The 22471-nt window shown below is 52.9% G+C and carries 23 protein-coding genes and 1 other annotated feature; of the genes, 9 read left to right on the top strand and 14 right to left on the bottom strand.

Translation table 11 applies throughout. The features are described 5' to 3' along the window. Positions 1 to 115: 115 nt before the first annotated feature. Complete coding sequence (locus JNUCC32_RS30500) at positions 116 to 925, bottom strand: nucleotidyltransferase domain-containing protein (protein WP_192570671.1); 810 nt, start codon at positions 923 to 925, stop codon at positions 116 to 118. A 204-nt stretch (positions 926 to 1129) separates the two neighbouring features. Between JNUCC32_RS30500 and JNUCC32_RS30495 the strand changes: the two genes are divergently transcribed. Further along, complete coding sequence (locus JNUCC32_RS30495; RefSeq protein WP_192570670.1) at positions 1130 to 2461, top strand: helix-turn-helix transcriptional regulator; 1332 nt, start codon at positions 1130 to 1132, stop codon at positions 2459 to 2461. Next, complete coding sequence (locus JNUCC32_RS30490) at positions 2430 to 3245, top strand: WYL domain-containing protein (RefSeq protein ID WP_192570669.1); 816 nt, start codon at positions 2430 to 2432, stop codon at positions 3243 to 3245. Before JNUCC32_RS30495 ends, JNUCC32_RS30490 begins: the two co-directional genes overlap by 32 nt. Before the next feature lie 172 nt (positions 3246 to 3417). Here JNUCC32_RS30490 and tatC read toward each other — a convergent pair whose 3' ends face one another. The 5 genes from tatC to JNUCC32_RS30465 all read right to left on the bottom strand — a co-directional run bounded on the left by tatC (position 3418) and on the right by JNUCC32_RS30465 (position 6389). Further along, complete coding sequence (tatC, locus tag JNUCC32_RS30485; protein WP_015737287.1) at positions 3418 to 4191, bottom strand: twin-arginine translocase subunit TatC; 774 nt, start codon at positions 4189 to 4191, stop codon at positions 3418 to 3420. 78 nt (positions 4192 to 4269) lie between these two features. After that, positions 4270 to 4506, bottom strand: coding sequence for a twin-arginine translocase TatA/TatE family subunit (locus JNUCC32_RS30480; protein ID WP_009593973.1), 237 nt, complete (start codon positions 4504 to 4506; stop codon positions 4270 to 4272). Positions 4507 to 4725: 219 nt separating this feature from the next. Then, positions 4726 to 5217, bottom strand: a complete 492-nt coding sequence (locus tag JNUCC32_RS30475) for a MogA/MoaB family molybdenum cofactor biosynthesis protein (protein ID WP_009593970.1) — start codon at positions 5215 to 5217, stop codon at positions 4726 to 4728. 44 nt (positions 5218 to 5261) lie between these two features. Next, positions 5262 to 5738: a cyclic pyranopterin monophosphate synthase MoaC gene (gene moaC, locus JNUCC32_RS30470; protein ID WP_009593966.1), complete on the bottom strand. Its 477-nt coding sequence runs from the start codon at positions 5736 to 5738 to the stop codon at positions 5262 to 5264. Between the two features lie 3 nt (positions 5739 to 5741). After that, positions 5742 to 6389 (bottom strand): 5-formyltetrahydrofolate cyclo-ligase, encoded by a 648-nt coding sequence (locus JNUCC32_RS30465; protein ID WP_192570668.1) that lies wholly within the window; start codon positions 6387 to 6389, stop codon positions 5742 to 5744. A gap of 286 nt (positions 6390 to 6675) precedes the next feature. Between JNUCC32_RS30465 and JNUCC32_RS30460 the strand changes: the two genes are divergently transcribed. Further along, a complete protein-coding gene (locus tag JNUCC32_RS30460; RefSeq protein ID WP_096776538.1) occupies positions 6676 to 8628 on the top strand; it encodes an ABC-F family ATP-binding cassette domain-containing protein in 1953 nt (650 codons plus the stop codon). Positions 8629 to 9079: 451 nt separating this feature from the next. Here JNUCC32_RS30460 and JNUCC32_RS30455 read toward each other — a convergent pair whose 3' ends face one another. The 5 genes from JNUCC32_RS30455 to tsaE all read right to left on the bottom strand — a co-directional run bounded on the left by JNUCC32_RS30455 (position 9080) and on the right by tsaE (position 14460). Beyond that, positions 9080 to 10603 carry a 2-isopropylmalate synthase gene (locus JNUCC32_RS30455; protein ID WP_096776539.1) on the bottom strand — a complete coding sequence of 508 codons (1524 nt, stop codon included), beginning with the start codon at positions 10601 to 10603 and terminating at the stop codon, positions 9080 to 9082. Positions 10604 to 10767: 164 nt separating this feature from the next. Beyond that, positions 10768 to 11106: a binding site (T-box leader), on the bottom strand. Positions 11107 to 11627: 521 nt separating this feature from the next. Then, the gene (gene tsaD / locus JNUCC32_RS30450; protein ID WP_096776541.1) at positions 11628 to 12671 is read right to left on the bottom strand and encodes a tRNA (adenosine(37)-N6)-threonylcarbamoyltransferase complex transferase subunit TsaD; all 1044 of its coding nucleotides are present in this window, start codon (positions 12669 to 12671) and stop codon (positions 11628 to 11630) included. Next, entirely contained in the window at positions 12668 to 13192 is a 525-nt protein-coding gene (gene rimI / locus JNUCC32_RS30445; protein ID WP_096776542.1) for a ribosomal protein S18-alanine N-acetyltransferase, read from the bottom strand. Before rimI ends, tsaD begins: the two co-directional genes overlap by 4 nt. Positions 13193 to 13211: 19 nt before the next feature. Further along, positions 13212 to 14003, bottom strand: coding sequence for a tRNA (adenosine(37)-N6)-threonylcarbamoyltransferase complex dimerization subunit type 1 TsaB (gene tsaB / locus JNUCC32_RS30440; RefSeq protein ID WP_192570667.1), 792 nt, complete (start codon positions 14001 to 14003; stop codon positions 13212 to 13214). Continuing rightward, positions 13990 to 14460 (bottom strand): tRNA (adenosine(37)-N6)-threonylcarbamoyltransferase complex ATPase subunit type 1 TsaE, encoded by a 471-nt coding sequence (gene tsaE, locus JNUCC32_RS30435; protein ID WP_015737295.1) that lies wholly within the window; start codon positions 14458 to 14460, stop codon positions 13990 to 13992. The genes tsaB and tsaE overlap by 14 nt, the downstream gene beginning before the upstream one ends. Before the next feature lie 260 nt (positions 14461 to 14720). On the opposite strand from tsaE, the gene JNUCC32_RS30430 reads away from it, so the two are divergent. Next, complete coding sequence (locus tag JNUCC32_RS30430; RefSeq protein ID WP_192570666.1) at positions 14721 to 15902, top strand: epoxide hydrolase family protein; 1182 nt, start codon at positions 14721 to 14723, stop codon at positions 15900 to 15902. A 121-nt stretch (positions 15903 to 16023) separates the two neighbouring features. Here the strand turns inward: JNUCC32_RS30430 and JNUCC32_RS30425 are convergent, their stop codons facing one another. Both JNUCC32_RS30425 and JNUCC32_RS30420 read right to left on the bottom strand, forming a co-directional pair. After that, the gene (locus tag JNUCC32_RS30425; protein WP_015737296.1) at positions 16024 to 16206 is read right to left on the bottom strand and encodes an H-type small acid-soluble spore protein; all 183 of its coding nucleotides are present in this window, start codon (positions 16204 to 16206) and stop codon (positions 16024 to 16026) included. A 3-nt stretch (positions 16207 to 16209) separates the two neighbouring features. Beyond that, the gene (locus tag JNUCC32_RS30420) at positions 16210 to 16500 is read right to left on the bottom strand and encodes a hypothetical protein (RefSeq protein ID WP_036665182.1); all 291 of its coding nucleotides are present in this window, start codon (positions 16498 to 16500) and stop codon (positions 16210 to 16212) included. A 208-nt stretch (positions 16501 to 16708) separates the two neighbouring features. Here JNUCC32_RS30420 and JNUCC32_RS30415 point away from each other — a divergent pair, with 208 nt between their 5' ends. Genes JNUCC32_RS30415 through ligD form a run of 3 tightly spaced genes read left to right on the top strand, consistent with a single transcriptional unit; the run spans position 16709 to position 19473 of the window. Beyond that, positions 16709 to 17638, top strand: coding sequence for a non-homologous end joining protein Ku (locus JNUCC32_RS30415; RefSeq protein WP_096776546.1), 930 nt, complete (start codon positions 16709 to 16711; stop codon positions 17636 to 17638). 6 nt (positions 17639 to 17644) lie between these two features. Continuing rightward, a complete protein-coding gene (locus tag JNUCC32_RS30410) occupies positions 17645 to 18550 on the top strand; it encodes an ATP-dependent DNA ligase (RefSeq protein ID WP_192570665.1) in 906 nt (301 codons plus the stop codon). A 5-nt stretch (positions 18551 to 18555) separates the two neighbouring features. Beyond that, positions 18556 to 19473 (top strand): non-homologous end-joining DNA ligase, encoded by a 918-nt coding sequence (gene ligD, locus JNUCC32_RS30405; RefSeq protein WP_015737300.1) that lies wholly within the window; start codon positions 18556 to 18558, stop codon positions 19471 to 19473. On the opposite strand, the gene JNUCC32_RS30400 is transcribed toward ligD, so the two are convergent. Continuing rightward, entirely contained in the window at positions 19456 to 20529 is a 1074-nt protein-coding gene (locus JNUCC32_RS30400; protein WP_192570664.1) for an SPL family radical SAM protein, read from the bottom strand. The genes ligD and JNUCC32_RS30400 overlap by 18 nt on opposite strands. A 228-nt stretch (positions 20530 to 20757) precedes the next feature. Between JNUCC32_RS30400 and JNUCC32_RS30395 the strand changes: the two genes are divergently transcribed. Together JNUCC32_RS30395 and JNUCC32_RS30390 are read left to right on the top strand one after the other, a co-directional pair. Continuing rightward, positions 20758 to 21339, top strand: coding sequence for a TetR/AcrR family transcriptional regulator (locus tag JNUCC32_RS30395; protein ID WP_192570663.1), 582 nt, complete (start codon positions 20758 to 20760; stop codon positions 21337 to 21339). Between the two features lie 44 nt (positions 21340 to 21383). Next, positions 21384 to 22454, top strand: coding sequence for a serine hydrolase domain-containing protein (locus tag JNUCC32_RS30390; protein ID WP_192570662.1), 1071 nt, complete (start codon positions 21384 to 21386; stop codon positions 22452 to 22454). Positions 22455 to 22471: the final 17 nt, after the last annotated feature.

The raw sequence follows: 22471 nt of genomic DNA, 5'->3' as shown, positions 1-22471 counted from the left end.
TCTAGTCATCATTCAGCAGAACAAAACAGCCCGAAGCATGCCCTTCCGCAGAAAGGTTTCATCTTTCATAAAACTGCGGATTCGTTGATGTGAGCTGAATAATTGCCAAATTGGCCTATAACTGCCGTCCGCCGGTTCCCCATGCTTCAACCAGCGCGTTCCGAAACAAATCATCCAGCATTTGATCCAGATCCATGTCTTGATGTTTCTGATTCTTGGCCAGCTGCTCATAATCGTTCAATTTCTCTTCAATGAATGCGTTAATGATAGGAAGCTTCGGTTCAATATTCATCTCTTCACCCGAACGTTTGCGAAGAAGCAATTGATCAATCTCCTGTTTCAACGCACTTCCCTGATCTAATAGGCGATCCGTCAGCAGCTCGAATTCCATGGGAGGCATCTCGTTGTAGGTTTGAATCCAGTCGCATGCCAGGATCGGACGCAGTACATAGAAATATTTTTTGATCTTAACGTCTCCCCCTTGCAAATACATCCGGTAATTGCCTTTGGCCATGTTCAGGTAGTGGTGCATGCAAGATTTAGGCGAGAAGGCAAGCGGAGATATGCTTCGGATTTGCTGGGCGATGCCGAGCGTCTCCTTATACTTGATGGGGGACTCCAGCCATTCAAGCAGGGGCGGATTCGACTTGCGAAAAAGCCCCAATGCTTTTTTCAAATCCCAACCGCTCATATCCAGCCTGTCGTTGATTGGCCGTTCAATCACATCCCGCTTGTCGAAGATCGATAAATACCACTCCACGGGTCTGATATAGATAAACCTTACGTCGTAATCGCTGTCCGTCGACGGGAAACCCCAGGCCCTGCTGCCTGATTCGCAGGCATACAGGATTAGGACCCCTTCCTCCCGCTCAATCCGCTCAAGTTCTTGTTGAATCGTCGATTTCATTTCCTGCGTTATATTCATATCCGGAATCTCTCCTTCTGTAGTTGCCGTGTAAATTTCCGATATCCTTATTGTCTTCCATGCGTTCCTATTTCAACAGGGCAAAAGTATGGCGATAACAAATTGATATTACAATATCCTTCCTTTATGCGGTTCCCTATCCTTGCTACAATAGTTACAGACTGGATCGCGTACAATCTAATATATGATTTGAAGGAGGGCGCCATGGCTCGGGAAAGCTTCGATAAAGAAATCCAATTTCTTCGTATTCTGGCGCTGGCCGGCGGCGCATACAACCGGCAACAACTGGCTGATCGCCTTGGCATTTCAGTACATACCTATGACAAAACGCTCCGAAATTTAAAAAATAAAATTGAATCGCTTCAGCCGCAGCTCGCCGAAGAACAAAGTCTTACCCTCTCCGAAGGTCTGCGCTATTCATACTATGAAACCGCTGATCCGCTCCTGCTGCTGCTGTTCCGCGGCAAATCGCTCAAAGCATCGGAAAGCTTGAGGCTATCCATGATCCTCACCCAGCTGCAGCATCAGCAGTTAACCGCGAAGGAACTCATCGAACGCTGCGGCGATCAATTCCCGGACGGAGAAACACTGCCCGATGAGAAGACGATACGCGGGGATCTCAAATACCTGGAAGAAGTCGGAGTCATCGTGAGGACAGGCGCAGAACGGCCGTACCGTTACAGGGGCGCCCGTGACCTCATCGATTCGTTGTCGGATGACGAGCTTCTTGATCTCTACGATTATGTGGACGTCATGTCGAACACGCAGCTCCCCTCTGTTCAGGGGTATATGCTTCGAGACAATTTAAAGAGGGCCCTGCGTAATCGTGACATCGCCGCACACTCGGACCCGGCCTATATTTATAAGTATCATTACCATTCACGCATATTGGATGAGGCACATCTGCACACCATTTTTCAGGCGATCACCAAAAGGGCGAGGCTTTGTTTCCTGTATTTATCGCCAAAAAGCTCTTCACGCTATGCTTCCCGAAACACGAATCCGCTGTTCCATAGGGAATCCAAAGGGCTTCGGGAAACGGTGCTTCCGCTGCGCGTGATCTATGACCATCAATACGGCCGTTGGTACCTGATCGGTCATAACGGCAGACAGGGCCTCATGAAGTTTCGCATGGAAGGATTGACTCAAATCGAAGAAGGCGAAGTGGTTGAAGAAGAAATATTCCAACAGCGACTCATGGAAACGCTGGCCGAATTCGAGCACAGCTGGGTTACCGATACCCGTAATCCCACCAAGGTCGTGGCCAGATTCTTTAACCCGGAGGGCGGCAAAGTGAATTTCGTGCTGAACCGGGTCAAGGCGCAAGGGCAATGGGGGACCGTTACCATGGAATCCGAGAGCTCGTTCTTATACGAAATTGAAGTGAACGGCACCAGCGAAATTAAGCCTTGGCTCCGCAGCTTCGGCTCCAGCTGCGAGGTGCTCCAGCCACGCTCCCTTCGGCAGGAGTTCATTAAGGAATGGAAGGAGATTGCCGCTTATTATGAGCCAGAATCCATTCGAGAAGATATTTAACTACCAGATCATAACAAGGCTTGAGGAAACCGACTCGATTGCCATTACCGCTCAGGAACGGGGATGGCTGAAAATGATGCTGGTGCACCCCGAGGCGGCAAACGCCTTTACGCCCGGCACCTTGGACCGGCTCAAGGAGCTCCTCCACATGGAGCATAGCGGTGCCGAGATGAAAGGGATCATTCTGGAGAAAGCCAAGGGACAGGAACGAAGCGTTTACCATCCGCATCTTCGAACCTTGCGCAGAATGATCATGCAGGATCAGGGCTTTCGCCTAAGCTACCGCACGAAGCATGGAGAAGCGCGCAGCAATCAGTCCGGTTTCCCTTACAAACTGGAGTACTCCATGATCAAACGGGAATGGATGCTGATCTGGTACAGCAAAAGCCGAAGAGGACTCATGTACACGAAACTCGATCATATTTTATATATACAAGGGACTTCGCTCCCCTCCTTCCGGATCGATCGCATAAAGGAACGGCTGCAAAAGCTGATGGAAAAACAGAAAAAGCAAGCGATCATTGAAATCCACCGGCGGTACAACGGGGAATTGTCGCGGATCCTTTACGCCTTTTCCTGCTTTGACAAAACGGTGCATTATGATGAAGCTTCCGATACCTACCGCATTCAGGTCTGCTATTTGGAGGATGAGTGCGAATTTCTGCTCTCGCGCATTCGCTTTCTCGGCCTGAGGGTGAAAGTCGTGGAAGGAAGCACGCTGCAGGCCCGAATGCAAGAAACCGCAGCGCTGGCTCTGGCGAGATATGCGCAAGATGAAGGTTAGGACGCCGCCATGACATGATTCCCATAAAGAAGACTGAGGCAATGATGAACACTAATTTCTAATCCATCATTCATTGGACAAAAAACAACCCGCAAACCATACTCCCGAGGAGTGAAGTTTGCGGGTTGTTTTTATTCTTAAAGGATCTCTTGTTTTGCAAAAAACAATACGGTCAGTCCTCTTCGTCTGCCCTTACGTAGCGGCTGTCCCGTTCCATGTCCGCCTCTAATTGCTTGCGATAGATCACGGAAGACAGAAACACGCTGAATTCATATAGAAGCAGCAGCGGAATCGTGACCAGGAAATCCGATATAAAGTCCGGCGGCGTGATGACGACCGCGATAAAGACCAGCGCGAAATACGCGACCTTGCGCATCTTGCGAAGCCGCAGCGGATTCAGAATGCGAATTCTCGTCAAGAACATCACCACAAGCGGAAGCTCAAACAGCAAGGCCAGCGGCAATACGAGATTGAACATAAAATTCAAGTAATTGGTAATGCCGTAGGTTTCCTGAAGCCCCATGCCCTGCGTGATCGCCGTGGTAAACGACAGCGTCATCGGAAATACGATGTAATAACCAAACGTGATCCCGACGATGAACAGAACAAACGCATACGGCACGTAACGTATGGCCGCTTTCTGTTCTTCTTTGCGCAGCCCCGGCTTAACGAACGCCCAGAGCTGATAGAAGATCAGCGGAACGGAAATGACGAGCGAGAAAATGGCGGCGATTTTCATGTAGATTCCGATGCCATCCCAAAAAGAGAAGGCATGCAGCTCAAAGTTCTTGGCTTCTTCGGCCGCCGTCAAATAATGATAGATCGGGTCCGCAACGAAAAGCCCCCCGACCAGTCCTGCTACGAATACCACGAGCACGATTATAATTCGTTTGCGAAGCTCGCCCAAATGCTCCACAAGCGCCATATCTTTCACTTGCTCCGACAAGTTAACCACCACCCTGTATGTGACCCTGACAAAACAAAATCCCTCCCGAAGGAAGGGACTTCAAGCCTTGCTTTAATTCTATTCCGGAAGACGCTTGTCTTCAATCTTGGCTGGCTCAGCGGCAACGGCTTGCTGGGGAGCCTCTTCTTTCTTCTTCGCCGGTGCATCGTCAGCGATAATCTCCCGCGCACCGTCCTTAAACTCACGGAATGTTCTTCCGACCGCACGTCCCAGTTCAGGAAGTTTGTTCGGTCCGAACAAGAGCAGCGCCAAAATAACGAGCAAAATAATGCCCGGCACTCCAATTGTACTCATATCTGTTCTCCTCCTCGTCCTGCTTAATGCCTTCAAAAGGACTTCAGGATGACATTAATCCATCATGCCTTGCAGCTGCAACAGGTTTTTAACTAAAGAAAATCATCCGACTCCAGCAGTGAAACAAGCTCATATACCGCCATCATACCATAATGTAAATCACATATACAGTCCAGAAACGTGACAGTTTATTTACATAATTATCTAATAAGGTACTCGTTAGAGCTGCTCGCGATACTGCCCCGTTACCATCAACAGTGCCTCCGGAAGCTGATCCATGACCGCGGCCAGATTCTCGTGCACGCCTTTGGGAGAGCCCGGGAGATTGACAATCAAGGTACGGCCGCGGACGCCGCATACGCCACGAAACAGCATCGCGCTCCGATTCTTCTGCATAACGGTAGCACGCATCGCTTCCGCAATGCCGGGCACTTCGCGTTCGATGACCCGCTTGGTCGCCTCGGGCGTAACATCCCGCACCGCCAGCTCCGTACCGCCTGTCGTGAGGACAAGGTCCACTTGATAATAATCCGTAAGCTCGATCAATGCCGCGATAATTTCGTCCTGCTCGTCCGGTACGATCCGGTATTCGATGATTTCACCGCTCAGCTCTTCCTCCACCAATTCCCGGATCACTTGAGCGCTCGTATCCTCGCGTTCCCCCCGCGAGCCTTTATCGCTCGCCGTCAGGATCGCCGTTTTCCACACCATCTGCCCTCTCTCCTTCCCACTCGTCCGAATCTCCTGTATCTATGCTATGTCGTTTCTTGTATGTAATCCCCGCTCTTGCCGCCGGTTTTGCTTACAAGCAGGGTAGGGCCGATGATCATGTCTTTCTGCAGGGCCTTGCACATGTCATAGACCGTAAGCGCAGCGGCTGAAGCAGCTGTCAAAGCTTCCATTTCAACACCGGTTTTGCCTGTGGTTTTCACGGTCGTTTCTATATATAACTCGTCTTTGGCGTTATCGCTGAACGCCACGTTCACGCCGGTCAACGGCAGCGGATGACACATCGGAATCCAGTTCGACGTGTTCTTGGCCGCCATAATGGCCGCAACCTGTGCCACGGCAAGCACATCTCCCTTGCCGATCTTCCCCTCCTGGATGCGGGCCAGCGTATCCGGATGCATACGGACCGTTGTCTTCGCTACCGCTGTCCGGGCGGTTACATCCTTATCACTGACATCCACCATTCGTGCTCTGCCTTGGTCATTAAAATGACTCAGTTCCATCTCTTATCCCTCCGCTGCAGGTCTGGTCTTCACGTTATACCCCTGTTCCGTAACCAAACCGTCCAATACCCTATCATGTTCTTCCATAGGAACTTGTTCCAAGACCTGAACCTCGTAACCGATCCCCACCCACAAGGGCTTCTTGATCCGACGAGCGTTGGCTTGTGCTCCCTGGTTAAGCCTGTCCGACAGCCGGTCATAATAACCGCTTCCGTATCCAAGCCTTCCGCCCATTCTGTCAAACGCAAGCCCGGGGACCCAGACGATATCCGGTCCCGGATGATTCCATTTTTGCGACCGCAACGGATCAGGCTCCGAAATGCCGTAAGCGCCGGAAACCAGCTCGTCCCATGCCTGAAGCTTATACAATTCCATCGAACGGTCTTGGGTCAAGCTCCGTGGAACGATAACCTGGATCCCCTGTTTCCATGCCCATTCGATAAGAGGCCGGGAATCCAGCTCGGAGCGAAAGGGAACATAAATCATCATGCTCTGAAGATGGAGACGGTCCATGACCTCCGCAGCAAACGCGCAGGCTTGCTTCGACCGCTTGGCCCGCTCTTCCTCTGATAACTCGTCCCTTCGCAATGCCATCGTTTTGCGCAGGGCGGCTTTTGCGGATGCCCGCTTCAAATCTTCCTCAGGGTTCACACGTGATCTTTCCTCTCACGCTTATAATTAAGTTTAGTTTACCACTGTTCCTTCCTTTAGCCAAGAATGACGGAAGTCGCCAATCATGGTCGATTGTTCGGTCATTTTCATGTACACTTAATTTAAGATAGAAGAAACGCATAAACTCCAAAGCACACGATCATTCAGATTGCCATAAAACAGCGTCTACGCGCGTTCTGTCGGAGCATGTACGTCGGAAGTCGTTTTTTCTTATAATGAAGAATTAATGGAAGAATCATATAGAAAGATGGAGGTTTCACATAACATGCTGCTGCAAGCCAATGGCATTACGAAATTATATGGCGTTACGCCCGTCCTGGACGGGATCAATCTGCAAGTCCTTGAACGCGAAAGAATCGGCCTCGTCGGAGTCAATGGAGCCGGGAAATCGACGCTGCTTAAAATTTTGGCCGGCGAGATGTCCTATGATGGCGGACAAATCTTCAAAGCCAAGGAAACCACCGTCGGTTATCTTGCCCAGAACAGCGGGCTTCAGTCCGATTCCTCCATATGGAACGAGATGCTGGATGTCTTTACTCCCCTGCTGGAGATGGAGCGTGAGCTTCGTCAGATGGAGGAGCAAATCGCCGACCCGAAGTCGAGCGAAGATCCGAAGAAATACCAGGAGCTTCTGGATCGTTATGCGGTCCGCTCGGACTGGTTCAAGGATCAAGGCGGATATGAGATCGAAACACGCATACGCAGCGTGCTGCACGGCATGGGATTCGGCAGCTTTTCACCGGATACGTCCATTGCCACGTTAAGCGGCGGGCAGAAGACAAGGCTGGCCCTTGCAAAAATACTGCTGCAGGCACCCGACCTGCTGATGCTGGACGAACCGACCAACCATCTGGATATCGCAACCCTCACCTGGCTGGAGGATTATTTGCGCGGTTATTCCGGCTCGCTGCTCGTCGTATCCCATGACCGGTATTTCCTGGATCGGCTCGTGACCACCATCGTGGAGATCGAACGCCGCCATTCCAAAAAATATACCGGCAACTACAGCCGGTATATTGAGCTGAAAGCAGCCGAATACGAATCCCAGCTGAAGCAATACGAGAAGCAGCAGGACGAGATCTCCCGCATGGAGAACTTCATTCAGCGAAACCTGGTACGGGCCTCTACGACCAAGCGTGCGCAGAGCCGCCGCAAAGCGCTGGATAAAATGGAGCGGCTCGACAAACCGCTGGGCGATCTCAAGAAAGCTCATTTTTCTTTTGAAGCCGAGTATATGTCAGGGAAAGACGTCCTTCACGTACGTGATCTGTCGCTTGCGTTCGAGCAGGACAAACCGCTGTTTCGGCAAGTTTCCTTTGATCTCAGCCGCGGGGAAACCGTAGCTTTGATCGGACCCAACGGGGTGGGCAAATCGACGCTCCTGAAATGCTTGATCGGTACCATGAAGCCTACGGCGGGGTCGCTGCAATGGGGTACAAAAGTGAAGATCGGCTATTACGATCAGGAGCAATCCGAGCTGAACCCAAGCAACACCGTCCTGGAAGAGCTGTGGGGCACCTATCCGCATATGGAGGAAGCCCGCATTCGTACCGTTCTGGGCAATTTCCTCTTCAGCGGCGAAGATGTCCTCAAGAAGATCAGCTCCTTAAGCGGCGGGGAAAAAGCACGCGTCTCGCTTGCCAAGCTCATGCTTCTGGAAGCCAACATGCTCATCTTGGACGAACCGACGAACCATCTTGACTTGTTTGCGAAAGAGGTGCTGGAATCGGCACTCATGGATTACGAGGGCACTTTATTGTTCATATCCCATGACCGTTACTTCCTTAATAAAATGGCGGAACGCATCATCGAGCTTCATCCGGACGGCATTCAACATTTCCTGGGTAATTATGACGACTATACGGAGAAAAAGCAGGAAATTCTTGATATGGACAACGAGCCATCCGAGCCGTTTGCCCGCCACACCCTGAAACAGGAAGGGAAAGCCGAGGCTCTGCCTGAGAAGCAAGGGGCCGTTTCCTTCGAAGCCGAGAAGCAGGCGAAACGGGAGGAACGAAACCGTCAGCGCAGGCTTGCCAGCTTGGAGGAGCAAATTCATGTCCTGGAATCGGACATTACCCAATTGGAAACCGAAATGACCTTGCCGGAGATCTATCAGGATTATATGGCGCTCCAAGAACGGCAGCAGTCGTTAGAGGAGAAAAAGAGTCAGCTTGAGCAAATATTTGCCGAATGGGAGTCATTGCTGGAAGCCTAAAAAATTCACAAAAGTGTTTCAAATGAAGATTTACGTTTATACACAAACTTATCCCCAGGAATGGTGCATAAGTTTATCATGAAAATGGCCGAAATGGCCATTTTTTTGTTGTTATACGCGGATCCCCGGTCCTATATCCAGCTTTATCCACTAAGTTATTCACATTATCCACAGTTTCCACCGGGAAATTTGAAAATCCTGTCCCCTCTTTTCAGCGTCTTGCAAAAGACCGATTTATCGACATTTTTCTCGGTTATGCACATTTTTTGGCGAATATGTGGATAACGTTGTTCACAACTTGACAGAGTTTGATGTTCTATATATTTAGCTCCTATATAGGGCCTACCTTTTATTATTTTGGAAAAAAGCGACCTTCCCCGTTCGGGTTGAAGGTCGCTTGTGCCAATCTAAGTAAATGTAAGCAGCTGAGGTCCCTTAATCGCTTCGATGCCTAAACCGACATTAACGCCGAGTTGCATGCCGCAACGTATGCCAAGCCTGCGGCCATGACGATATCCTGGTGCACGGCCGTGCCGCGGAAGATCTTGCCGGCCTTCTCCACCGTTACCGCCGCTTCGGCATGCGCGTCCTCGCCGCTGCTTAAAGAATGCAGCTCCAGATCGCCAAACCGGATGTCGCTGCTGATTCCTTGGCTGATCGCCGATATGACGGCTTGCACGGGACCGTCCGCCACGCTGGAGTAGGTGGCTTCCGTCTGCTCGCTCAATTGGCGCAGCGTAACCGCGGCAACCCTGCTGCTTCCCGTGCCGGAAATGACCTGCGCCTCGGACAGTTCGTACACCTGTGCCGGCTTGCCCAATGTGCGGCTGACCATCTGCAGCAGCTGATCATCGCTGACCACCTTTTGACGGTCAGCCGTTTCCTTGAAGGTATCGTACAGGGATTCCATCTCGGCTCCCTCGAGCCGGACACCGTAACGGGCCAAGCGGTCCTTCAGGGCATGGCGGCCGGAGTGCTTGCCCAGTACGATCATGCTTCGCGGAATGCCCAGCTTCTCCGGATCCATAATCTCGTAGGTGCTACGATCCTTCAGAAGACCGTCCTGGTGAATGCCGGATTCATGCTGGAAGGCGTTCCGGCCGACCACGGGCTTATTGAAGGCGATCGGAAAATGCATCGCACCGCTGACGAGGCGGGATACCTCGTACAGCTTCTCGGCCGTAATGCCCGTCTCTGCCCGCAGCATGTCACCCCGGGTAGATAGAGCCATGACAAGCTCTTCCAGCGCGCAGTTGCCTGTACGTTCGCCCACCCCGTTCACGGTGACCTCAATTTGACTCGCGCCGTTCTCGATCGCGGCCAGGCTGTTGGCCACGGCTAGACCGAGATCGTTATGGCAGTGGGCACTGTAGGCGACCCTCTTCCCGCCTCGGGCGCCTTCCCGCACGCGCCGGAACATCTCGCCGTATTCGTTCGGAAGCGCATATCCGACCGTATCCGGCAGATTGATGATCGTGGCTCCCTCTTCGATAACGGCCTCCACCATCTCGATCAGGTCGTCGATGCCCGTTCGGGAAGCATCCATCGCCGTGAATTCCACCACATCGCTGAATTGCCTCGCATAAGCCGTCATTTCACGCGCCCTTGCCACGACTTCCGGACGGCTCATGCGCAGCTGGTGGCGAAGATGGATGTCGGAAGAGGAAATAAACAGGTGAATCCGCCTTCTCGCCGCATCCTGGGTTGCCTTGACGGCCGCATCAATATCCCCTTTCACCGCTCGCGCGAACCCGCAAATCTCCACCTGCTGCAGCTGCCTTGAAATGGCCTGCACAGCGGCGAACTCTCCGGGACTGGACACCGGAAACCCGGGCTCCATCACGTCAACGCCCAATTCCGCCAGCTTTCCGGCCAGCACCATCTTCTGCTCGGGCTGGAGACTTGCCCCTGGTGCCTGTTCTCCGTCCCGCAATGTCGTATCGAAAATTCGGATCGTTCTCTTGGATTCATTCATCTTCCGATATTCCTCCTTCGTTAGGGTACAACCCTGATTTTCATTCGATTGGATTCCGTTGTTCTATCCAACTGGTTATGTTCAATGCACGTCCGCACGTCGACTTGCGTCCGCTTCCCACCCTGCTGCTGCCGGCAGCAAAATAGCCCGCCATCTCTTATATCATAAGAGACGACGGGCTAAAGACCCTCCGTGGTACCACTCTAATTGACACGCCATGCTGTTCAGCGATGCTGACGCACGCACGTGTCCACTCACCGTCCATGATCTCCTCATGCCGGCCGGGTCATGAAGAGAATGGACTTCCCGATGACGGAGGAACGCCGTAAGAGAGTCCTATCTGCATTCTTGGCATTCGATCCGGATCGATCAAATCATCCGACCTGCAGACGTTCCCTCTTCCGCTCCCGGGCGAGATTCGAAGCTTGCTGCCGCTGCGTTGCACCAAAACCGCAGCTCTCTGTAGACAGCTCCCTTCTACTGCTCCCGTTCATCGCGTTTATACGATATGCTGTTATGCAAAAGCTTCCTGATATCCGGCTCCCTTTACCGGGTATCTTTAACTCTTTAAGCACTTCTTCGTTGTTATACGCCTTCTGCCTGATCCGAGTTCCCGCTGCCTCACCATGCAAAAAAGCCTGCCATCTCTTATGCAAGAGACGACAGGCTATCCTATCGCGGTACCACTCTTGTTGACTTTAAATCCTAGGTCATTGCAAACCCGGACCTTAAAGCCCCCTCCAGCGCCAAATCACAAAGGATTTGTGCGCAGCCGTTCTCACGGAGGCCATCCCGTAGCAAGGTCAAGCTCCGCAATGTCATCTCTGCCTTAGAGGCATTTCATTGCGCGAGGTTCCCCTGCTCCGCTCCCAGGTGAGTTCAGGCTCCTGTCGTCTGCGTTGCACCGTCCCGCAGCTCTCTTCATCCAAGGTTCACCTTACTGGTCCTGTTCTTTGCGTTTCAACATTCTGGAATTTGATCATGATTATACGTTCTGGACAGAGACGTGTCAAGAAGCTTTAGCTTAATGTTCAGCCCAAAATTCCAGCGACATTTGCGGATCAGCCTTCATATCCAGCGGCGTAAAGCTCTCCCGCTTCCATTTCAAATGCGCCGCGGCCGCAATCATCGCTCCGTTATCGGTGCAATATTGAAATGGCGGGATCGTCAGCGGGATTCCTTCCTGCCCGCACCGCTCGGACAATGCTTGACGAAGTCCGCGATTGGCGGCTACGCCCCCGCACAGCAGCAGCTGTTTGGCATCGTATGCTTTGACCGCGCGAACCGCCTTCTCCACAAGCACCTCCACGACGGATTCCTGAAAGCCCCGGGCTATCGCTTCCGTCCGAACGTCCTCTCCACGCATTTTGCTCTGATTGACGACATTTAATACAGCCGATTTCAAACCGCTGAAGCTAAAGTCATAAGAATCCGGCTCCAGCCATACGCGGGGAAGATCCACGACTTCCTCGGCTTCCAAGGCCATTCGGTCGACATGTGGGCCTCCGGGATACGGGAATCCAAGCGCCCTTGCCACCTTGTCGTACGCTTCGCCAACCGCATCATCCCGCGTCCTGCCGATTAACTCAAAGCTGCCCTCGTCTTTCATGTAGACCAGCTCGGTATGGCCGCCGGAAACAACCAGCGCCATGCAAGGATAGGCGATGTCGCCCACAAAGCGGTTTGCGTAAATATGACCCGCAATATGATGCGTGCCGATCAGCGGCTTGCCCAGCGCAAAGGCCAGGCTTTTGGCCGCCATGACGCCCACGAGAAGCGCTCCGACCAAACCGGGACCCTGCGTGACGGCGATCGCCGACAAATCCTTCATTTCGATCCCGGCCTCGGCTACGGCCTGCTCAATAATTAACGTAATGCTCTCCACATGCTTACGGGAGGCCACCTCGGGCACCACCCCGCCGAATGCTTTATGCGTTTCAATCTGGCTGGCAATGACGCTGGACAATACCTCGCAGCCATCCTTTACGACGGCAACCGAGGTTTCATCGCAGCTCGTTTCTATCGCCAAAATGCAGCTGTGCTGCCGGTCTATTTTTTCATCCTTCATGATAGCCTTTGACTTCCTTCCTCGCCATCGTCCTCCCGATAAGGGGGCAGATCTGCCCACATGATGAGTGCGTCTTCCTGGTTATCGGAATAATACCCCTTCCGGACACCGGCTGGTTTAAACCCTTTTTTGATATATAAACGCTGGGCAACGTGATTGGACACCCGAACCTCGAGCGTCATTTTCTCCATCCCCATATAGGCAGCTGTCTTCATCAGTTCGGTCAGCAGCCGATCGCCCCACTTGCGTCCGCGATACTGCTCCAGCAGGGCAATATTCGTGACGTGCGCTTCATCCACGATCGTCCACATGCCGGCATACCCTACGGTTCGGCCTTCGTATTCCATAATCATATAACGCGCAAAATGATTCAGTTTCAGTTCATTATGAAAGGCTTCCTCGGTCCAGGGCACGGTAAACGCTTCGCGCTCCACCTTGAGAACCTCCGGTATATCCTCCAGGGTCATCAGCCGGAAGGACAAACCTTCTTCACCGTCCGCCGGCTTCTTCTGCTCGTCCATTACGAATCCTACGCTCCCTTCACCGCTTGCGCAGCAGGTTCGCTTCCGCTTCGGAAAGCTGTGTATAATTGGGCACCAAGGTATGCACATCATCCGCTTCCCCGGCGAGTAATCTGGCTGCTCCCAGATACCCCATCCAGCGGCCCTCCAGCGAGTACGGATGAATCCGGAGCCTGTCTCCAAACCACGGCTCCAGACCTCGAGCGGCCTCCGCATGAAGCTCCACTTCCCCGATAAACCATATGCAGACCGGGCGCTCCCCTTCAGGCAGCTTGCCGATTCGTTCCTCTATGGCTTCCACCCAGGACTGCATCAGGCGGATGCCGTCCGTCTCCATACGTACCGGCGCTTCCGCTTGGCGTTTTGAATCGGCAGCGAATAATGCCGTATACACTTGTCCCCGTCTGGCATCCAGCAGCGGAACGACCCAGTGGACTCCCTTTTCTCCCGCCGTCTCGCTCCATCCGGATTTCAAGCCCCCCCATGCCAAAGCATGCAGGCTGGATACCCCGACGACCGGAAGCTGATTGGCCCATGCCAATGTTTTGGCTGCGGTCACCGCTATGCGGATGCCCGTATAGGAACCTGGCCCCACTCCTACGGCAATGCCGTCTACCTGGTCCATGCCAAGGCCGGCTTCCGCAAGCGCCTGATCCATCACGGGATGCAGGTGCACCGAGTGGTTGCGGTCCGCATTCGTGTTAACCTCCGACAGCAGCTTGTCCTGCTCCATCACGGATACCGCCAGCGAAGCCGTCGACGTATCCAGCGCCAAAAACCGCTGCTGCGGCTTTTTGTCATTGTTGTTCATTCATGCTACCCCATTTTTCATTCAAATCCCGGCACCACTCGCCATAAGGCCCGCCCTGGCTTGAAAGCGTGATGATCCGGTTCGTTTCGCCCGTCGTTTCTAGCTGGATATGGAGATACTGCTCCGGCATGAGCTCGGTGATCAGGCTGCTCCACTCCACGAGACAAACCCCGTCACCATAAAAATATTCGTCCAGCCCAAGCTCATCCGCCTCATCGACCGACAAACGGTATACATCCATATGGTAGAGCGGCAGACGCCCCTCATATTCTTTAATAATGGTAAACGTCGGACTATTCACAACCCCGTTCACCCCAAGGTGCCGTGCAAATTGTTGGGAGAATGCCGTTTTTCCTGCTCCAAGATCCCCGTCCAGACCGATGACGGTCCCCGGCTCCGCCCTCGCGGCCAGCCAAGCAGCAAGCTGCTCCGTCTCCTCCAGACTGCTTGAAGTCATTCGAAACCGGCCCTCCGTACGGCCATTATTCACTGATAACCCACCCTTTATTTAGTTTGCCCATATCTCAAAATACTTGATCTTCATTATATCGGTCCTCCCAATCCGCTGCAAGAACATGCGTTTTTCTGGATTGGCAGAGATGAAAAAAGAAAGGGTTACACGAATTTCAAACACTGACACGATGCAGTCAAAGTTCAAGCACTATAGTGAAACCAATACCCGGAGGAACCATGATAAAAAACCATAGGAGGATGACAATGAACGGAACAAATCAACCGAACGTTATCTCTTTTTCTGAAACGACCATAACTCCCTTTCGCATTCAAATTCCGGAGGCGGACCTGATGGATCTAAAGGAACGTTTGGGCCGTACCCGCTGGCCTGATGATCTGGAGGATAACCACTGGGATTATGGCATGCCGCTTCCTTACTTGAAGAAGCTGTCCGCCTATTGGAAGGATTCGTACGATTGGCGTAAATATGAAACCATGTTGAATCAATTCCCACAATTTACGACCACGATCGATGGACAAAACATTCACTTCCTGCATGTTCGCTCACCTGAACCCGATGCGCTGCCTCTAATCGTTACCCATGGCTGGCCGGGATCGGTCGTGGAGTTTATGCATATGATTGAACCGCTCACCAACCCAAGCAAGTACGGCGGAAATCCGTCCGACGCTTTCCATCTCGTTATTCCCTCCCTCCCGGGTTTCGGCTTCTCCGGGCACACAAAGGAACGGGGATGGAATATCGAGCGCGTGGCAAAAGCATGGGATGAACTTATGCTTCGACTAGGGTATGAACGTTATGGAGCTCAAGGAGGGGATACGGGGTGTATGGTTTCGGCTGAGCTTGGCCGGATTGCCGCAGAGCGTATCGTTGGCGTTCATTGCAATGGTTTGTCGGTGTTTCCGAGCGGCGATCCGGCTGAAACCGAGAACCTCACCGCTGCAGAGCAGCTGCGCTATGATGAATTAGCCGGAGGCGGCTTTGACGGGTCCGGCTACGCCATTTTGCAAGCGACCAGACCCCAGACATTATCCTACAGCTTAACGGATTCCCCGGTTGGGCAGCTAGCATGGATTGTAGAGAAGTTTAAGGAGTGGACCGATCCAACCGCAGGCCTTCCTGAAGAGGCGGTAGACCTTGATCTCCTTCTTACGAATGTCTCGATCTACTGGCTGATGGCAACAGCAGGCTCATCTGCAAGAATCTATAAAGAAAGCGCCGGCAATTGGGGAGCGCCGGCACCGTATTCCTCGGTACCTACCGGCGTCGCGGTTTTCCCTAAGGACCTCTCGATCCGCAGTATGGTCAAGCGCCAATACAACATCGTGCACTGGTCGGAGTTCGACCGGGGCGGCCATTTCGCCGCATTGGAAGCTCCTGATCTGCTGATGGACGATATCCAATTATTTTTCAGAGGACTGCGTTAACGGCAAATTATACGCAAACCAAACACACCTTATCCGGTTTCCGACAGTACGGAAACCCGAACAAGGTGTGTTTTCATGCCATTTCAAGCTTCTGCAAGGAAGCTAAGCCCCTTTAATCAGGCTATTCGCCTTCCTTCAGCCGGTCCACATTCACCGTCAGCGTGTTGGTCGGACGGGAACCAACCTGAACGGTAGCCATCCCGTTCTGCGGATCGATCTGCTCGATCCAGACTGGCTCCCCTTCCAGGTTCACCTTGTAAGTATCCTTGGAGTTAAAAATCTCCACGGCGCGCTGCATCTCCATACGTTATGATCCTCCTTCTTCCGGTTCTCTTGGCGATTCGTCCACGACCTCCATCGTGTCGGTGGTGGATGGGCCGATCAGTCCGTTATCCATCGTGACATTGCCACCGCCAAGGCCTTCGTTAATCATCCGGTCAATATCGAACATGGTAGATTCCCGAGAGATCTCGCTCTCCTCCGAGGTCAGGCTGTTCCAATCCACCATGTCGCCGTTCACCGGTTCGGATGCAGAATGGTCCGAGGCTCTGTCCTTCTGTATCTCTTCCGACGTTTCGGTTTCTCTAGACTCCATCATGAGAAGATTACCTCCTTTTACAGGCAGCGTTCATCGTCAATATGCCACAAACAGGTTCTAATTATGCAATCCTGAGCTATAACTCATACTAGAGTCTTTTTTTGGGCACACTACTAGAGGTAGTTCAAAAATTTATAGTCGTCGTTTATTGCGTTTACTACACGGTCATACCCAAAACATATTAGAACTTGATAGGAGGTTTCATAGAATGCATACGGTTTGGAAGGGCGCGATCAGCTTTGGTCTGGTGCACGTGCCGGTGAAGATGTTCTCGGCTACGGAAGACAAGGATATTTCGATGCGGTACATTCACAAGGAGTGCGGCAGCCCGCTCTCCTACATCCGCAAATGTCCGGTATGTGAAGAGGAGGTTGCCTGGGAGGAGATTACGAAGGGCTATGAGTACGAGAAGGGGAAATTCGTGTTGTTCGAAAAAGAAGAGCTGGAGCAGCTCGCCGAAGCGAACAGCAAAAACATCACCATTCTGGACTTTGTCGATCTGACCGAGATCGATCCGATCTACTTCCAGAAGACCTACTATCTCTCGCCTGATCAAGCAGGTGCCAATGCATACCGGCTGCTGCTGGAAGCGATGAAGCAGTCCGGCAAAATCGGCATCGCCAAAATTGCCATTCGCTCCAAGAGCAGTTTGGCTGCGATTCGCGTGCTGGATGAATGCCTGTCGATCGAGACGATTTTCTACCCGGATGAAATCCGGCCGATTTCGCAGGTCCCGAATTTGCCTGAGCGAACCGAGGTCAACGCCAAGGAACTGGATATGGCCAAACTGCTGATTGACCAGTTGTCGACTCCCTTTGACCCTGAAAAATATACGGATGATTATCGCGAACGCCTGCTGGACCTGATCAACAGCAAAGTGTCCGGCGAAGAGATCAAGATTGCCCCTGCTCGTCAGGAGACCAACGTTGTGGATCTGATGGCGGCCCTTCAGGCCAGCATCGAGGCCGTCAAGCCGATCGGAACGGACCCGGGCACCAAGCCGAAGCCGCGTAAAACGACCCGGAAGACCGCTGCCAAAGAGCCTGCAGCCAAGGTCAGCGGCGGGGAAGCTGACGCGGATGCACCAAAGCCGAAACGCCGGACGGCCAAATCCAAGAAATCCGATTCCCCATCCTAAAGCCGCATGGGACAGTTGCAAAATTTGCTGCCGAAAGAGCCGATGGCTCCGATCTCGACGGATCAGATTACGACCGGCGAAGATTGGGGTTATCAGCTGAAATGGGATGGCGTACGCATTCTGGCCGGGCTTGACCAGAACCGCGTATCCCTGTATTCCCGCAAGCTGCTCGACAAAACATCCCTGTACCCCGAAGTCGTTCAGGCATTATCCGTCCTGCAGGATCGGCGTCTTCTCCTGGATGGCGAGGTCGTGTATTTTCATCCGGAGCTTGGCCGCCCCGTCTTTCAGAAGGTTCTTCAGCGGGAGCGTTCGCGTACGGTCAGTACGAGCGCTCCTCTGTTTACTTATGTGCTGTTCGATATCTTGGTGGATGGCGACGAGGACTTGCGCAAGCTGCCTTATCTGGAACGTCATCATCGTCTCAAGGAGACGGTTTCCGACATTCCGGGCCTGCTGACCGCCGATCTGTTTCTTGAAGGCGAACCGTTATGGGACTGGGCGGAACAGCGCGGTTGGGAGGGCATTGTCATGAAGCGCCTCTCCTCGCCATACCGTGAGGGCAAAAAGCATCGGGATTGGTACAAAAAGAAAATTGCCGTGAACATGGCTGCTTCCGCCGTCGCCATGATCATCAGGGAAGGTCGCGTAGCCAGCCTCGTCATCGCAGACGACGATGGGAACTACATCGGCCGGGCTTCCCTGGGGCTCAATGAGCAAACGAAGAAGAAACTGCTGCAATATGCCGAAAGCCATCGTGCTGACGCGGTATGGAGAACGCTCCATACCGACCTGAAGAAAGAACAGCTGGCCTGGCTTAGCCAGCCTTTATCAGTCCAGGTCACATTTCTCGAGTGGAGCCAGGATGGCATGATGCGCCATCCCAAACTCGTATCGATTGAGGGGGTGTAAACCATATGGCTCGTACCGTTAAAGGCACCCTGACGATCGAGGGGCAAGAGATTCAAATTACAAATCCCGACAAACCGCTGTGGCCGGAGGTCGGCATTACCAAGGCAATGTATTTGCAAAAGCTTGCGGCCATCTCGCCTTTCTTGCTCCGGTACTGCCGGGGCAGGCTGCTCACGACCATCCGGTATCCGCACGGAGCCCAAGGCGAATCCTTCTACCAGAAAAACGCACCCGAGCCGCTGCCGCCCTTTGTTCAGACTTATGTGCACGAAAATATTAACTACGTGCTGCTCAACGGGCTGCCGGAGCTGCTCTGGCTGGGGAATCTGGCTGCGCTTGAGTTTCACCCTTCCCTGCATCTGGCAGGCAGCCATCTGCCCTGCGAATGGATGATCGATTTGGATCCCACGCTCCCGGAGGAGCCCCGGATTATGGAGGCGACGGCCATTGTAGGGGACGTGCTGAGCTCCCTGGGCCTGTCCTCCGTCCCAAAAACCTCGGGAGCGACCGGAGTGCAGATCATCGTTCCGATTCCGGAAGGCGTAACGTTCGATGAACTTCGAACGGTTGGCCAATTCGTGGGCCAATACGTGACGGAGAAGTTCCCGAAGCTGTTCACCATCGAGCGGCTGAAGAAGAACCGCGGCGATAAAATCTACTTCGATTATCTTCAGCACTACAGCGGGAGGACGCTCGCCGCTCCTTATACCCCGCGGGCCCGGCGGCTCGGGACCGTCTCCACGCCGCTCACGTGGGACGAAGTCCGCCAGGACGTTTCTCCCACGGAGTTTCACCTGCTGAACATCGAAGAACGGCTGAGGGAAAAGGGCGACCTGCTGCAGACCCTGCCGCCCCAACCGATCGAGAATGTCATCCGGCATCTGAAGCCAAAGGGTAAGGCAGCGTCAAAAAGGAAAGGATAGCTGCTCAACAGCGGGAGTAAGCTCCTCTCCGGAAACCGGGGCCGCCGGTTGAGGAAGCTTCCTTGGACGTACAGGAGCAGCCCATTCCCTCGCAGGGTGATCGTTGGCCCCTTCATCCGATGTATCGTTCTCCGAGGCTGCAACCGGTCCGGACCGGTTGACGGCAGCAGGTGCCCTCATGGTTAATCCGCTCAGCCCATATTCGTTCAACAGCCTGGACGCCATCGACTTGAAGGAACGAACGTAATGCTCTTCCGCATAAGCGCCTTGCCCATATAACTCGCGGTAGGATTGAACCACCTCGGGGAAGTGGTGTTTCAGCGTTTCGAGGTACCATTTCTTCACGTCGCGCGACAGTCTCAGCAAGGAGATCATCGCAAAGGAAACGCCTCTTTCCTTTGCCTGGGACAAGAGCTCCTTCAGTTCCGGCTCCTCGTCCGTCAAAAAGGGCAGCACAGGCGCCACAAACAAGCCTGTTCTAATGCCAGCAGCCGATAATCTGTGAATCGCATCAAGCCTGGCCTCCGGATGAGGCGATGCCGGCTCCAGCTTCCGGATGACGTCCCCGCTCAGCGTGTTGAGACTCATGTTGACGGACACGTTCTCCATCCGGGTCAAGATATCCAAATCCCTCAATACGAGCGGAGAACGCGTCGTAATGCTGGTAGAAATGCGGTATTTAGCGAGCAGCTTCAGACATTCCCGCGTAAGGGTCTCCTTGCCCTCGATCGGCTGGTACGGGTCGGTTGCCGTTCCGATCGTCACCTGTCCGATCGATCTCCGCATCGCTTCAATGTCATAGTTAAACTTCCTCGCCGCGCTCGACAACTGCTTCTCCAACGCTTCCGCCGCATTCGACTTCATAAAAATATGGTGCTGGAACTCGTCTTCCGCTCCCATCCCGATAAACGATTGAAATGCGCGGGCGTAGCAAAAGCTGCAGCCATGTCCGCAACCTCGATACGGATTGATGGACCAATCGAAGGGCATCCGCTCTTCCTTCACTCGGTTTAATGTTTGCTTGGTGGTTATGCGTTCATATTGCGTACGAGCCATTTCGCTTCCTCCTCCCTGGACCTGCCATGCTCTATGTCATTATTCTTTATTTTAACAAACATATGTTCTTATTATAAGTGGGTTTTACTGGATTTACAAATCATGATTCCATGAACGCTTCATGAGAATCGGATTGAAATCGGTCCAATTACTCATTATAATCAATATATATCAAGTGATATATATTGATCGTTCTACATATGAATAACCTAAGGAGCTGTAGACATCATGGCACCAAAAACGAAGTTTACCAAACAAGATATCGTGCTAGCCGCATTCGACATTGCCAAAACGGATGGCATCGAGTCCATTACGATCCGAAAAGTAGCCGAACGTCTCGGCAGCTCCATCGCGCCGATCTATGTCAATTTCAACGACGTCCAGGAACTGCTTCAGCAGGTCGTCGAAAGAGCCTTCCATGTGGCCAGAGGAATGATCATGGAGCAGCAATCCGGACAGCCGTTCCGGGATATCGGCATGGCAAGTCTCCGCTTTGCCAAGGAATATCCCGTGCTTTATCGGGACCTCATGATGAAGGACAATCCCCATATGAAGAATACGCCGGAACAACTGGACGAGGTTATCGGATTGATGAGGCAGGATCCGGAGCTCGGCGGATTTTCGGATCAGGAGCTGCAATCTATTTTATTGAACATGCAGGTGTTTCAGACAGGTCTCTGCGTCATGGTGGCAAACGATCTGTTCACGAAGAACGTGGATGACGAGCAGATGATGAATATGATGGACGAAGCCGCTGAAGCGTTCATACGTGCTGCGCGTGCCCGGAAACATGAGGGAAACGGAATCTAAACTGAAGGAAAGAAAAATTACGATTCATGGGAGGTAGAACGGCAATGGGAACAATCCTGAAGCAAGCGGTTCTGGATGCATGTGTGACTCAAATCGCCAATAAAAGAAATGTGTTTAGCACAGTGATGTGCGTCGAGGACCAGGAGCGGTCATTGTCCATAGTCGGCAGCGGAGGTGATATGCAGCCTGACGACCGCTATTTCATTGCCAGCGTGACCAAGTTGTACGTGACTGCCGTACTCTTGAAATTACGCGCCGAGCGGCGGCTGGAGCTCCATGATCCCATTGGCAAGCACCTGCCCGAAGAGATTATGACCGGGCTCCACAGGTTTAAGAACCGGGATTACGGCGAAGAAATCACCGTTCAGCATTTGATGTCCAATACGTCCGGCATCCCGGACTATTTCTCGGGAACCGTCTTCTCGAATCTGATCGCCGGGAAGGATCGAGCTTGGAGCCTGGACCAAGTCCTGGCCGCGGCCAAAAGGAACACGCCTAAATTCAAACCGGGACAGCAGAAAAAAGCCCAATATTCCGACACCAACTATCGGCTGCTTGGCCAAATCATCGAGAATATCAAGGGCGAATCCATTCAGGCCGTATTCCAGGAATACATCTTCGACAAGCTCAAGCTGACGCAAACCTATTTTTATCATGACCCGGAGGATGCGTCCCCCGTTCCGTTCCATTACAAGCAGAAGCGACTGGACCTTCCCTTGTATATGGCATCAGTCGGTGCGGAGGGCGGGATCGTCTCCACGGCAAGGGAAACGATGACGTTTTTGCGATCCTTTTTTAACGGGGATTTGTTTCCGCTGGGTGATTTGGGGGAGCTCCAGAGGCAGTGGAACTTCCTGTTTGCTCCCGGCCCCTTCTTCTATGGCATCGGCATTTCAAGACAGCCGCTATCTCCTTTCAGTCTGGGACGCGGACTCATCGGCCACTGGGGCCAATCCGGGGCATTTGCCTTCCATCACCCGGAGTCGGGCCTCTATTTCACCGGAACCGTGAACCAGGCCGTCGGTCAAACCGCCGCCGTGCAGGCCATGTCGCGAATCATCCGCCATTATGTGCGCGAGAAGAAGGCGCTGCGCCTGCACGCCGATACACTTTAAACAAAAAATGGCTCCGC

It is taken from the genome of Paenibacillus sp. JNUCC32, from assembly GCF_014863545.1.
GTDB classification, from domain to species: domain Bacteria; phylum Bacillota; class Bacilli; order Paenibacillales; family Paenibacillaceae; genus Paenibacillus_AQ; species Paenibacillus_AQ lautus_A.
This window is presented reverse-complemented; position numbering and strand designations above follow the sequence as displayed.